The 12,835-nt window shown below is 67.8% G+C and carries 14 protein-coding genes and 2 pseudogenes; 6 read left to right on the top strand and 10 right to left on the bottom strand.

The features are described from left to right. Positions 1 to 6: 6 nt before the first annotated feature. The 10 genes and pseudogenes from A5787_RS05700 to A5787_RS05660 form a co-directional block, all read right to left on the bottom strand. A complete protein-coding gene (locus tag A5787_RS05700; protein ID WP_066962858.1) occupies positions 7 to 1,461 on the bottom strand; it encodes a PecA family PE domain-processing aspartic protease in 1,455 nt (484 codons plus the stop codon). Positions 1,462 to 1,570: 109 nt separating this feature from the next. Further along, a complete protein-coding gene (locus A5787_RS05695) occupies positions 1,571 to 2,416 on the bottom strand; it encodes an SDR family oxidoreductase (protein ID WP_066962855.1) in 846 nt (281 codons plus the stop codon). A gap of 18 nt (positions 2,417 to 2,434) precedes the next feature. Then, positions 2,435 to 2,896, bottom strand: a complete 462-nt coding sequence (locus tag A5787_RS05690; RefSeq protein WP_066962852.1) for a lipoprotein LpqH — start codon at positions 2,894 to 2,896, stop codon at positions 2,435 to 2,437. Positions 2,897 to 2,903: 7 nt separating this feature from the next. Further along, entirely contained in the window at positions 2,904 to 3,512 is a 609-nt protein-coding gene (gene rfbC / locus A5787_RS05685; protein ID WP_066962850.1) for a dTDP-4-dehydrorhamnose 3,5-epimerase, read from the bottom strand. Between the two features lies 1 nt (position 3,513). Further along, the gene (gene rfbB / locus A5787_RS05680) at positions 3,514 to 4,509 is read right to left on the bottom strand and encodes a dTDP-glucose 4,6-dehydratase (protein WP_066963093.1); all 996 of its coding nucleotides are present in this window, start codon (positions 4,507 to 4,509) and stop codon (positions 3,514 to 3,516) included. 28 nt (positions 4,510 to 4,537) lie between these two features. Beyond that, complete coding sequence (locus A5787_RS05675; protein WP_066962847.1) at positions 4,538 to 5,404, bottom strand: LLM class F420-dependent oxidoreductase; 867 nt, start codon at positions 5,402 to 5,404, stop codon at positions 4,538 to 4,540. A gap of 20 nt (positions 5,405 to 5,424) precedes the next feature. Continuing rightward, the gene (locus A5787_RS05670; protein WP_066962844.1) at positions 5,425 to 6,255 is read right to left on the bottom strand and encodes an LLM class F420-dependent oxidoreductase; all 831 of its coding nucleotides are present in this window, start codon (positions 6,253 to 6,255) and stop codon (positions 5,425 to 5,427) included. Between the two features lie 30 nt (positions 6,256 to 6,285). Further along, a pseudogene (locus A5787_RS28760) lies at positions 6,286 to 6,621 on the bottom strand (sensor histidine kinase); the annotation flags it as partial. Between the two features lie 792 nt (positions 6,622 to 7,413). Beyond that, positions 7,414 to 7,773 (bottom strand): annotated as a pseudogene (locus tag A5787_RS28755) (cyclic nucleotide-binding domain-containing protein); the annotation flags it as partial. A gap of 8 nt (positions 7,774 to 7,781) precedes the next feature. Next, positions 7,782 to 9,458 (bottom strand): FAD-dependent oxidoreductase, encoded by a 1,677-nt coding sequence (locus A5787_RS05660; RefSeq protein WP_066962838.1) that lies wholly within the window; start codon positions 9,456 to 9,458, stop codon positions 7,782 to 7,784. A gap of 252 nt (positions 9,459 to 9,710) precedes the next feature. Between A5787_RS05660 and infA the strand changes: the two genes are divergently transcribed. The 6 genes from infA (at position 9,711) to A5787_RS05635 (ending at position 12,825) form a co-directional block, all read left to right on the top strand. Then, positions 9,711 to 9,932 (top strand): translation initiation factor IF-1, encoded by a 222-nt coding sequence (gene infA / locus A5787_RS05655; protein ID WP_003418601.1) that lies wholly within the window; start codon positions 9,711 to 9,713, stop codon positions 9,930 to 9,932. Between the two features lie 51 nt (positions 9,933 to 9,983). Continuing rightward, positions 9,984 to 10,097: a 50S ribosomal protein L36 gene (rpmJ, locus tag A5787_RS26440; protein ID WP_003879483.1), complete on the top strand. Its 114-nt coding sequence runs from the start codon at positions 9,984 to 9,986 to the stop codon at positions 10,095 to 10,097. Positions 10,098 to 10,285: 188 nt separating this feature from the next. After that, complete coding sequence (rpsM, locus tag A5787_RS05650; protein WP_066962835.1) at positions 10,286 to 10,660, top strand: 30S ribosomal protein S13; 375 nt, start codon at positions 10,286 to 10,288, stop codon at positions 10,658 to 10,660. Between the two features lie 6 nt (positions 10,661 to 10,666). After that, positions 10,667 to 11,089, top strand: a complete 423-nt coding sequence (gene rpsK, locus A5787_RS05645) for a 30S ribosomal protein S11 (RefSeq protein WP_066962832.1) — start codon at positions 10,667 to 10,669, stop codon at positions 11,087 to 11,089. Between the two features lie 9 nt (positions 11,090 to 11,098). After that, entirely contained in the window at positions 11,099 to 11,704 is a 606-nt protein-coding gene (gene rpsD, locus A5787_RS05640) for a 30S ribosomal protein S4 (RefSeq protein WP_066962829.1), read from the top strand. 77 nt (positions 11,705 to 11,781) lie between these two features. Further along, a complete protein-coding gene (locus A5787_RS05635; protein ID WP_066962826.1) occupies positions 11,782 to 12,825 on the top strand; it encodes a DNA-directed RNA polymerase subunit alpha in 1,044 nt (347 codons plus the stop codon). Positions 12,826 to 12,835 lie beyond the last annotated feature (10 nt).

Raw genomic sequence — 12,835 nt, 5'->3', positions numbered from 1 at the left:
GTCGATTCACGCATCGAATATGGTCGTTCCGGTGCCGCCGGGGCTGTAGGAGAGGTAGATCGGATCTTGTAGGAAGGGAGCGATCCCGGTGTTGAAGTTGCCGCCCAGGAAACTCGACACGACGGACGTCTGTTGCGAACCGACCGTCGTCGTGTACAGCAGCGTCGTCCCGTCGGGGGTGTAGACGGAAATGGTGGTTCCCGCCGGCAGGTATCCGCCGGCATTGGGCGGGTTGAGACTGTCCGGGACGGATCCGTACAGGCCGCCCGAATCGATGAACGCGCCGGAAGTCTGTTGGAGGGCACCGTTATTGATGCGTATGTCCAGGGTGGCGGAGGGGGCGCCGGTAACGGAGCCGATGGCGGGCAACGGGTTTGTACCGAACTCCATCACGCCCTTGGGTTCATCGATCAGCACACCCTGACCGAAACTGCCGGGCAATGCCGTCACGGGGCTGCTTCCGAGTGGTCCGGCGGGATTGACCCCGAGGCCCAAGATGGCCGGTACTTGGGAAGTTGGAACCGGATTTGAAAAGAAGAAGTCGATGGTTTGGGTCGCGGAGGTGGCCACGGCGACGGTGGTCGGCTGGGTGACGATTCCGTTCCCGAAATTCACCGTCGTCGTGTAGGTGGTGAAGTTCACGGTCAAGGTATTGCCGGGCCCGCCGTAGACGACGCTACCGCTCCCGGTGGGCGCGCCGAGGGTCGCCGTGTTCACGTCTTGGGGCGGGAGAATGAGACCCCGCGACCCGGTATCGACCACCACGGACGCTGTCGGTCCCCCGCCCACCGAGAGGCTCGCGATGATGTCGTTGTTTTGCACGGTGATCGGGACCGTGGCCAGGCCGGGGGCGCCGGTGGCACCGGCCATGCCGCCCAACAAGCCGCCCCTGCCGCCGGCACCGCCAAGCGCGGCGGGACCACCCGTCCCGCCGTTCCCGCCGTTTCCCCACAGGCCGGCGGACCCGCCCGCCCCGCCGGGTGCGCCGGTGGCGGTGCTGTTGCCGCCGTTGCCGCCGTTGCCGGACAATAATCCGCCGGCGCCGCCGGGCGTCCCTACCCCTTGGGCGTTGGTTATGCCGTTGGCGCCGTTGCCGATCAGCGGACGCCCGAAAAGCGCGTTAGTCGGCGCGTTGATCAGCCCCAGCACGTCGTCCTGGAGGGTCTGCAGCGGCGACGCGTTGGCGGCGTCGGCGGCGAGATAGGCGCCCGCACTCGCGTTGAGCGTCTGCACCAGCTGGGTGTGAAAAGCCGCCGCCTCGGAACCCAGCGCCTGATACGCCGAGGCGTACCGCGAAAACACTGCCGCGACGGCCGTCGACACCTCATCACCGGCCGCGGCGAGTACCCCCGTGGTGGGTACTTCCGCCGTAGCCTGGGCGGCGCTGATCGCCGAGCCGATGCTCGCCAAACGCGTTGCCGCATCGGCCATTACGTCCGGAACTGCAAGCACAAACGACATCCGACCCCTCCAAGCGTGAAGCGGTCGCGGCCCGACTACAGCGACAAGCGTGATAATAGCGCCACTAGTTGGCGAAAGTGCTTGTTTTCAACCGTGATTCGGTCGCGCCTCAGGAGGCGGTGGAATCCATCGCCCGCAGGCGCTTGAGCGTGAGCCGTGCGCTCCAGGTCGATACGGCCGGCGCGAGGCGTTCCAGATACCACAACGCCTTCCACCAGCCCGGCACGATGATGATCGCGTCGCGGCGCGACACGGCGCGAAGCACGCGCTCGGCGAACTTATCGGGCGCCATCGGCCGCATCGGCTCCCAGAACTTCAGCAGCGCCTCGTCGCCGGCGCCGGTCTTTGTCATCCGTCCGTACTTGCCGCCGGTGAGGATCGGGGTCCGGATCGCGCCGGGACACAGCACCGACACCGATACGCCATGGCGCTCGGCCTCCAACCGCAGCGCTCTCGAGAGTGCGACGACGGCGTGTTTGGCCGCGGTGTAGCTCACGGCGCCGGGCGAGGCGAGCAGGCCGGCCATCGAGGCCGTGTTCACGATGTGGCCCGAACCCTGCCGGATCATGATCGGATACACCGCTTGGATGCCGTGCACCACGCCGTGCAGGTTCACGTCCAAGACGTCGTTCCAGTCGTCGAGCGTGTACGAGTCGACCTCGCCGCCCACGCCGATGCCGGCGTTGTTGAACAGGTAGTCGATGCGCCCGGATTGCTGCGCCGCCCGGGCGACGGCGCTTTCGAATGCCGGGAAGCTGCGCACATCGAGCTCGATCGCGTGCGCCCTCGCGCCACCGTTGCTCAGGTGTTGCGCCAGCTTCTGCGCCGCCTCGAGTTGGCGATCGGCGATCCAGACCTCGGCCCCCGCGTCGGCCACGTTGGTGGCCAGCGCGGCGCCGATGCCGGACGCGCCGCCGGTCACGAATGCGATCTTGCCGGAGAAGCTCGACGCCATTGGGGGAAGGTTACTCGCCTACGGGCAGGTGACGTTGACTTCGAAAGGCTTGTGCACCTGCGCGCCCGCGTTGTCGGTGCCGCTGGCGGTGCCGGTGATCTTGTAGGTGTTGCCGGCCTTGGTGGCGGTGGCGTCTTCGCCGGGCACACCCTCGGTGAAGCTCATGACCACCCCGTCGACGGTGCCGAGCCCTGCGCCGTGGACCACCGACGCGTCGGGCTCGAGCCCGACGATGATGCCGGTGGCCATGTCACCGACCGCGATGGAGAACTTGCCGTTGTTCGTGCCGCACGCGACCGGCCCGCTGACTTTTTGGGGCTGGCCCCCGATGGTGACCCGCACGGGCCCGGCCGCGGTGGGAGTGCTGGTTGGGGCCGCGCTGGAAGATGTTGCGCTCGAAGCGTTGTCGCCCTTGGCGCAGCCGCCCAGCGCCGTGGCGACGGCCGCGGCCGCGACGGCGATCAGCAACCCACGCTTCATCGATCCCTCACGTATCGCGCAGCCCGGCGACGAAGCGCTGCGTCTCTTCCCAGGTGGGCATGAGGCCCGACGCGCGAACTTCCTCGAAGCTGGGCGCCGCGGCGTCGCGGTCGGACAGCGTGGGAGTGGCGCCGTCGACCAGCGGCCAGTCGATCGCCAAGTCCGGGTCGGTCGCGCAGATGGTGTGCTCGCGCTGCGGGTTGTATTCCGACGAACACAGGTACATGATCGTCGAATTGTCTTGCAGCGCAAGGAATCCGTGCCCCAGGCCTTCGGAGATGTAGACCGTCCGGTGGTCCTTGTCGTCGAGCAGGACGGAGTCCCACTGGCCGAACGTCGGGGAGCCGACGCGGGTGTCGACGACGACGTCGAAGACCGAACCGGACACGCAGGTCACGTATTTCGCCTGGCTCGGTGGCACCTGTGCGAAGTGCACGCCACGCAGCACCCCGGCCGAGGACACCGAACAGTTGGCCTGCCGGACGTCGAGCCGATGGCCGGCGAACTCGGTGAACGCGCGATCGGTGAGCCATTCGAAAAACCTGCCGCGGGAATCGCCGTGGATGGTCGGAGTGATCTCCCAAGCGCCGGCGACCTTGAGCTCGCGCACTCCCATGTCACTGACCCCGTTCTTCGTAGCGGCCCTCGGTGGCGTCCTTGAGCGGCCGCCACCACGACTCATTGGCGCGATACCAGTCGATGGTGGCGCGCAGGCCCTCCTCGAAGTTGGCATGCTTTGGCGTCCAACCCAATTCGTTGTACAGCGTGGTCGGGTCGATCGCGTAGCGCAGGTCGTGGCCGACGCGGTCGGTGACGTGGTCGAAATCGTCGGGGTCGCGTCCCAGCGCCTGCAGGATCGCGCGCATGACCGTCAGGTTGTCGCGCTCGCCCTCGGCGGCGATGAGGTAGGTCCGGCCGTTCTCACCCTTTTCCAGGATTCGCCGGACCGCGCTGTTGTGGTCGTCGACGTGGATCCAGTCCCGAACGTTGCCGCCCGCGCCGTACAGCTTGGGGCGGCGCCCGGTGAGCACGTTGGTGATCTGGCGCGGGATGAACTTTTCGACGTGCTGATACGGCCCGTAGTTGTTCGAGCAGTTGGAGATCGTCGCGCGCACGCCGTAGGACCGCACCCAGGCCCGGACCAGCAGGTCGCTGGCGGCCTTGGTCGCCGAGTACGGGCTCGACGGGTTGTAGGGCGTCGACTCGGTGAACCGGCTGGGCTCGTCGAGCTCCAGATCGCCGTAGACCTCGTCGGTGGAGACGTGGTGCAGCCGGACATCGTGCCGCCGCACCGCCTGCAGGATCGCGTAGGTCCCGACCACGTTGGTCTGCAGCGTCGTCCACGGGTCTTCCAGGGAGTTGTCGACGTGGGTCTCGGCGGCGAAGTGCACGACCGCGTCGGACTCGGCGACCAGCGCGGCGACCAGCGCGGCGTCAGCGATGTCGCCCTTGACCACCGTGATGGCGTCCTCGACGTCGGCCAGCGACTCGCGCCGCCCGGCGTAGGTGAAGGCGTCGAGCACCGTCACCGAATCCTCGGGATGCTCCCGCACCGTGCTATGCACGAAATTCGCGCCGATGAAGCCCGCTCCACCGGTGACCAGCAATCGCATGGTCACACACCCTAACCGAGCCGGACGATCAGTTTGGGGCGGTTAGCCCTAATGGCCCGGCCAGCTCGCGCAACGCTGACACCAGCGCTTCGCCGTCCGGGCTGCCCAGCACCTGGACGGCCACGTGGTCGGCCCCGGCTTCGCAATGTTCACCGAGGCGCCGCGCGATGGCCTCCGGGGTGCCATAGGCCACCACCGCGTCGATCAGCTTGTCGCTGCCGGGCTTGCGCACGTCATCCTGGGTGAACCCGAGCCGCAGCCAGTTATTGACGTAGTTGCTCAGCCCCAGGTAGCGGTCGGCCGTTCGCCGGCCGATCGCCCGGGCCTCCTCGGGGTCGGTGGTCAGCACCACCTTGTGCTCGGGCGCCAGGAACACCGAGGCGCCCAGCTGTTCGCGCGCCTTGGCCGTGTGTTCCGGCGTGGTCAGGTACGGGTGGGCGCCGGCGCTGCGTTCCGCGGCCAGCTGCAGCACGCGCGGCCCGAGCGCCGCGAGCACCCGCCGGCTGGTCGGCACCATCGCGGCGTCGAGCGCGTCGAGGTAGCTGACCAGGGCGTCGTAGGGCTTGACGTACTCCTCGGTGCGCTCCCGGTGGCCCACGCCGACGCCGAGCAGGAACCGCCCCGGGTGGGCGCTTTCGATGCGCGCGTAGGACTCGGCGACGGCCGGCGCCGGCGCGGACCAGATGTTGACGATCCCCGTCGCCAGCTGCAACGACGTGGTCTGCTCCAGGGCCGGGTCGACCCAGGCCAGGTCCGCGTCCGGCGACCCGCCGACCCAGACCGCGCCGTAGCCGAGAGCTTCGATCCGGGCGGCCAGGTCGGGCGTGATGGAGCGAGTGGGCAGAAATACGCCGAACCGGCCCAGGTCGGGTTTCAGTGCCACTGCCTCGGTCATCGGTGTCCCTTCGAAGTCGGTCAGCTCAGGCCGAGCGGCCCCGCCAATTCGGCCAACGCCGACACCAGGTTTTCATCCTTGGTGAGCACCTGCACGGGGACGTGGTCGGCACCCGCGTCGAGGTGTTCTTTCAGCCGCGCGGCGATCTGCTCGGGCGTGCCGTAGGCGACCACCGAGTCGACCAGGCGGTCGCTGCCCGGGCGGACGACTTCGTCGTCGGAGTAGCCCAGCCGCTTCCAGTTGTTGCGGTAGTTGGCCAGGTTGAAATAGATGTCGAGCGCCTTGCGGCCCACCGAACGGGCCTTTTCGGCGTCGGTGGTCAGCACCACCTTGTGTTCGGGGGCCAGGAACGCCGCCGGGCCGATGAGCTCGCGGGCCTGCGCGGTGTGCTCGGGGGTGGTCAGGTAGGGGTGGGCGCCGGCGGCGCGTTCGGCCGACAGCTTCAGCACCCGCGGGCCCAGGGCCGCCACCACGCGCCTGTCGGCCGGCACGCCGTACTCGTCGAGCTGGTCCAGGTAACCCGCGAGCGCGTCGTAGGGCTTGCGGTACTCGGTGTGCGCCTCGGGATGGCCGACGCCGATGCCCAGCAGGAAGCGACCCGGGTAGGCCTTGTCGATGCGGTGGAACGACTCGGCCACCGGCCCGGCGGCGGCCGTCCAGATGTTCACGATGCCGGTGGCCACCTGCAACGTGGTCGTGGCCTCGAGCAGGGGCTCCACCCAGGCCAGCTCGGCGGGCGGGGAACCGCCCACCCAGACGGCCCCGTAGCCCAGGGATTCGATGTCTTTGGCTTGCTGGGGCGTCACGCCGCGTCCGAACGATCCGAACCGGCCGAGGTTGGGTTTGCTCATGGTCGTTCCCAACCGGCCCGGGGGGTGCGGCTATTCCGCCGGGTCCTCGGCCGGCGGCGCCTCCAGCGGCAGCAGCACGATGAAGCGCGTGTCGCCCGGCACAGATTCCACTCGCAGATCCCCCCGATGGTTCTTGACGACGATGTTGAACGCCAGGTCCAGCCCCAGCCCCGTACCTTCCCCGAACGGTTTGGTGGTGAAGAACGGTTCGAAGATGTGCTCGCGCGCTTCCTCGGGCACCCCGGGGCCGGTGTCGCAGATCTCGACGCGGACCAAGTTCTCGCCCTCCCGGCAGGTGCGGACGGTCAGCGTGCCGCCCGTCTCGCGCATCGCGGCGATGGCGTTGTCGATGATGTTGGTCCACACCTGGTTGAGATCACCTGGATAACAAGGGATTTCGGGCAGCGACTGGTCGAAATCCTTCACCAGCGTGATCACGGGATTCTTACTGGCCTCCCGGCCGGCGTCCTTGGTCAACCGGTCGGCGAACATCGCCAGCGTGCTGCGCAGCAGTTCGTGGATGTTGGCCACCTGAAACGGGGCCCGGTCAAGCTGCGAATACTGCTTGGCGTCGGCGACCAAGGCCGAAATCCGTTTGCTCGCTTCCAGAATCTGGTTCATCAGCAACTCGCTCTCGATGGTGTAGTTGATCCACCGGATCGCCTCCTCCAACGATGTCGATGCGAGTTCCTCGCTGACGGTCGAAATCCGCTCCAACCAGTCGGTGTCGATGCCGCCTTCGACGAAGGTCGGCGCGATGTCCCAGCCGCCTTCGACGCCGTGCTCGTCCAGCCAGTCGCCGACGGCGTCCTCGCGGTCGGCGGTTTCCATCGCGCTCAGCTGTTCCGTCGCCGACTTGGCGACCTGCTCGGCCACCCCTTGCTGGAGGTGGACCAGGGCGCTGAGCGCCTCGGGGCTGACGGTGCCGTCGGCGAGCATGGCCAGCTTGCCCCGCATGCCGGCGACCCGGCCGCGCAGGTCGGCCGCCGCGCGCGCGATGGCCGCCGCGGGGTTGTTCAGCTGATGGGTCAGCCCGGCCGACAGCCGGCCCAGCGCGAGCAGCTTCTCCCGGTTGTCGATGATCCGCCGGGTCCGGTCGGTGCCGACGGCGATACCGTCGAGCAGGTGGACGGCCATCGGGAACTGGTCTTTCATGAACTGGGCGAACACCGGGGCGTCCATCACGAAGAACCGCGACGGCTTGGTCACGTGCACCGAGGCGTCGTAGCTCTTCTGCTTCCCGCCGGTGAACGCCCGCCAGGCGCCGCAGTAGACGCCGCGCTGCGAGGTGCGATTGGTTTCGATGTCCTGGCCGCCGGAGCGCTTGGACATCGTGAGCTCGCCGTCGATGAGGACGTAGAAGCAGGTCGCCGGCTCGCCCTCGACGCAGATCGGGCCCGGCTGGTAGTTCTCGATGTTCCCGTTGGCGCACAACACCGCCAGCTGCTCGTCGGTGAGCGCCTCGAACAGGAACAGGCTGCGCAGCTCGTCGGGCTCGCAGGGCGTCTTGGCGGTCATGGCCCCTCCTAGCTCTCGGCGAGGTAGCGATGCACCAGCATCACCGCCATGGATCCCTCGCCGACGGCGGCGGCGACGCGCTTGGCGGACTCCGCACGGACATCACCGGTGGCGAAGACGCCGGGGACGCTGGTCTCCAGGTGGTGCGGCGGCCGGTCCAGCGTCCAGCCGCACACGTTGCGCAGGTCCGGCCCGGTGAGGATGAAGCCGTGGTCGTCGCGGGCGAGCATCCCGTCCAGCCAGTCGGTGCGCGGCGCCGCCCCGATGAAGATGAACATTCGCGCGCAGGTGACGTCGTCGGTGTCCCCGGTCCTGTTGTCGACCAGGATCAGCCGCTGCAGGTGGTCGTCCCCGACGGCGCGGCGCACCTCGGTGCACGTGCGCACGGTGATGTTGGGTCGCTGCTCGATCTGCTGGATCAGGTAATACGACATCGAGGCCTCGAGCGACGGGCCACGCACCACGATGGTGACCGACTTGGCCTCGCGGGACAGGTACATCGCGGCCTGCCCGGCGGAGTTGGCCCCGCCGACGACGTAGACGTCCTCGCCCGCGCACTCGGAGGCGACGGAGACGGCCGCCCCGTAGTAGACGCCGCGGCCGGTCAGTTCGCCGCAGCCCTCCGCGGGCAGCTGGCGGTAGGCGACGCCGGTGGCCAGGATGACTGCGTGCGCGTCGATGGAGCCGCCGTCGGCGAACCGCACGGTGCGCTTGGAACCGTTCACCTCCAGCGCCGTCGCGGTGCGGGCGGTGATGAGTTCCGCCCCGAACTTCTCGGCTTGGCGGCGCGCGCGATCGGCCAACTGGCCGCCGGATACCCCGTCGGGGAAGCCGAGGTAGTTCTCGATGCGTGAGCTCTGGCCGGCCTGGCCGCCCGTCGCGGTGCGTTCGATCAGCACCGTGCGCAGCCCCTCGGACGCGCCGTAGACGGCGGCGGCCAGGCCCGCGGGACCGCCGCCGATGACGATCAGGTCGTAGAACTCCTGCGACGGCGTCGTGGTGAGGCCCAGGGTGTCGGCCAGCTGCGCGTCGGTCGGTTCGACGAGGGTGTCGCCGCGCTCGGTGACGACGACCGGAAGCCGCAGGCAATCCGCGCCGGCGGCCTTCAGCAACCGCTCGCCGTCGGGATCGTCGGCCATGAACCACGAGTAGTGCAGCCCGTTGCGGGCCAGGAAGTCGCGCACCTGCCAGGACCGCTCCGACCAGCGGTGCCCGATCACCTTGGTGTGCGGAATGGGGTGTTCCGGCGCCGCCCGCCACGCGTCCAGCAGCCCGTCGATGACGGGGTAGAACTTCTCCTGCGGCGGGTCCCACGGTTTGAGCAGGTAGTGGTCGAGGTCGACGACGTTGATCGCATCGATGGCGGCGTGGGTGTCGGCGTAGGCCGTGAGCAGCACCCGCCGCGCCGCCGGGTACAGGTCCATCGCCTGTTCGAGGAATTCGATGCCGCTCATCTGCGGCATGCGGTAGTCGGCGATGAGCACCGCGACCGTCTCGCCCCGCAGCTTGAGCTCCTTGAGCGTCTCCAGGGCGTCGGGGCCCGATTCGGCCCGCACGACGCGGTGCCGGTCGCCGTAATGGCGACGCAGGTCGCGGGCGACGGCGCGGGAGACCGAGGGATCGTCGTCGACGGTCAGCAGGACGGGTTTGCGGGCCTGCACCGCGGAGTCTGTGGGGCTGCTCATCGGCGTCAAGTATGCCCTCGTCAGGCCCGGTTCGGCAGGTCGTGGAGACGGCCCGGATTTCTCTGGCAGCGATTTTGGGTAAGGGCCCCTTACCAGGTATCGTTGACCAACGGTGCGTTTTCGCGCCGACTTTTTGCGTGCCCAGTCCCTAGGAATTTCCTGTCACCGGCTCACGTTTCGAAGTCGGTGAGTATGTCGCGCCGATCCGGGCGCTGACGCGAACGAAACGAATGACGAGGATTGCTGACAAGTATGGCCAAGAAGGACGGTGCCATCGAGGTGGAGGGCCGCGTGGTCGAGCCCCTGCCCAATGCGATGTTCCGCATTGAGCTGGAGAACGGTCACAAGGTGCTCGCCCACATCAGCGGCAAGATGCGGCAGCACTACATCCGCATCCTGCCCGAGGACCGGGTGGTGGTGGAGTTGTCTCCCTACGACCTGTCCCGGGGCCGCATTGTGTACCGGTACAAGTGACAAAAGCCCGAACCGACCACCGACGAGAAGACAGAACAGGATCGACCAGCCGTGAAGGTGAACCCGAGCGTCAAGCCAATCTGTGACAAGTGCAGGGTGATCCGTCGGCATGGGCGGGTCATGGTGATCTGCTCCGATCCGCGCCACAAGCAGCGCCAGGGCTGAGCCTTCCGAGCCGGAAAATCAGACCCAGACAACTGAATGCAGACCTCCCAGCACCACTGAACGGCTGGCATATCTAGATATGGGCCAGTTCATCCACGCCCGGACGGAGGCCGGGCCCCGCCCCCAACTTTGGGAGCGGGAACGGACTGGGATAAGACCTCCGCCTAGAAAAAGAGGAAACGCCACCTATGGCTCGACTAGTAGGCGTCGATCTCCCGCGCGACAAGCGGATGGAGATCGCGCTGACGTACATCTTCGGCGTCGGACGTACCCGCGCCAACGAAATCCTGGCCGCCACCGGCATCGACAGGGACCTGCGCACCCGGGACCTGACCGATGACCAGGTGACCCACCTGCGCGACTACATCGAGGCCAACCTCAAGGTGGAGGGTGACCTGCGCCGCGAGGTGCAGGCCGACATCCGCCGCAAGATCGAGATCGGCTGCTACCAGGGCCTGCGGCACCGCCGCGGCCTGCCGGTGCGCGGCCAGCGGACCAAGACCAATGCGCGCACCCGCAAGGGCCCGAAGCGCACCATCGCGGGCAAGAAGAAGGCCAGGTAAAACCGAATGCCACCAGCAAAAAAGGGGCAGGCAAGCTCCCCCAAGAAGGGGCAGCACAAGACCCGGAAGCGGGAAAAGAAGAATATTCCGCACGGTGCCGCGCACATCAAGAGCACGTTCAACAACACGATCGTGACGATCACCGACCCGCAGGGCAACGTCATCGCCTGGGCGTCGTCGGGTCACGTCGGCTTCAAGGGCTCGCGCAAGTCGACCCCGTTCGCCGCCCAGCTGGCCGCGGAGAACGCCGCGCGCAAGGCCCAAGAGCACGGCGTGCGCAAGGTCGACGTTTTCGTGAAGGGCCCGGGCTCGGGCCGCGAGACCGCGATCCGGTCGCTGCAGGCGGCGGGCCTGGAGGTCGGCGCGATCTCCGACGTCACCCCGCAGCCGCACAACGGATGCCGTCCGCCGAAGCGCAGAAGGGTCTAGGAGAACATCATGGCTCGTTACACCGGACCCATCACCCGCAAGTCGCGCCGGCTGCGCACCGACCTCGTCGGCGGCGACCAGGCGTTCGAGAAGCGCCCCTACCCGCCCGGCCAGCACGGGCGCGCGCGGATCAAGGAGAGCGAGTACCTGCTGCAGCTGCAGGAGAAGCAGAAGGCCCGCTTCACCTACGGCGTGATGGAAAAGCAGTTCCGCCGCTACTACGAAGAGGCCGTCCGGCAGCCCGGCAAGACCGGTGAGGAACTGCTGCGCATTCTCGAGAGCCGGCTGGACAACGTCGTCTACCGCGCCGGTCTGGCGCGCACCCGACGGATGGCCCGCCAGCTGGTGAGCCACGGGCACTTCAGCGTCAACGGCGTGAAGGTGGACGTCCCCAGCTACCGGGTGTCGCAGTACGACATCATCGACGTGCGGGACGGCTCGCTGAACACGGTGCCGTTCCAGATCGCGCGGGAGACCGCGGGCGACCGCCCGCTCCCGAGCTGGCTGCAGGTCGTGGGGGAGCGCCAGCGCATCCTCATCCACCAACTGCCCGAGCGCGCGCAGATCGACGTGCCGCTCACCGAGCAGCTGATCGTCGAGTACTACTCGAAGTAAAGACCCCCTGCGCTGAATCCGGCGCAGGTCTGAACGGCATCAAATAGCGGGTGCCGAGAAGGAGAAGAAGAAACACCATGCTGATCTCACAGCGACCCACCCTGGCCGAGGAAGTCCTCACCGACACCCGGTCCCAGTTCGTCATCGAGCCGTTGGAGCCGGGATTCGGTTACACCCTGGGCAATTCGCTGCGGCGCACGCTGCTGTCGTCGATCCCCGGCGCGGCCGTCACCAGCATCCGCATCGACGGTGTGCTGCACGAGTTCACCACCGTGCCCGGCGTGAAGGAAGACGTCACCGACATCATCCTGAACCTCAAGGGCCTGGTCGTGTCCTCGGAGGAGGACGAGCCGGTCACCATGTACCTGCGCAAGCAGGGCCCGGGCGAGGTCACCGCGGGTGACATCGTGCCGCCGGCGGGCGTGACCGTGCACAACCCCGACATGCACATCGCGACCCTGAACGACAAGGGCAAGCTCGAGGTCGAGCTCGTCGTCGAGCGCGGCCGCGGCTACGTCCCGGCGGTGCAGAACCGGGCCTCGGGCGCCGAAATCGGCCGCATCCCGGTCGATTCCATCTACTCGCCGGTGCTCAAGGTCACCTACAAGGTGGACGCGACCCGTGTCGAGCAGCGCACCGACTTCGACAAGCTGATCCTGGACGTGGAGACCAAGAGCTCGATCACCCCGCGCGACGCGCTGGCCTCGGCCGGCAAGACGCTGGTCGAATTGTTCGGCCTGGCACGCGAACTCAACGTCGAGGCCGAGGGCATCGAGATCGGGCCGTCGCCGGCCGAGGCCGACCACATCGCGTCGTTCGCCCTGCCGATCGACGACCTGGACCTGACCGTGCGGTCCTACAACTGCCTCAAGCGCGAGGGCGTGCACACCGTCGGCGAGCTGGTGAGCCGCACCGAGTCCGACCTGCTCGACATCCGCAACTTCGGCCAGAAGTCCATCGACGAGGTGAAGGTCAAGCTGCACCAGCTGGGCCTGTCGCTCAAGGACAGCCCGCCGACCTTCGACCCCTCCGAGGTCGCCGGCTACGACGTCGCCACCGGCACCTGGTCCACCGAGGCCGCCTACGACGACCAGGACTACGCGGAAACCGAACAGCTCTAACGACACGTCC

The sequence above is a fragment of the Mycobacterium sp. 852002-50816_SCH5313054-b genome, from assembly GCF_001667185.1.
GTDB lineage: Bacteria > Actinomycetota > Actinomycetes > Mycobacteriales > Mycobacteriaceae > Mycobacterium.
Note: the sequence above shows the minus strand (reverse complement) of the source record. Positions and strands in the feature narration are given on the sequence as shown.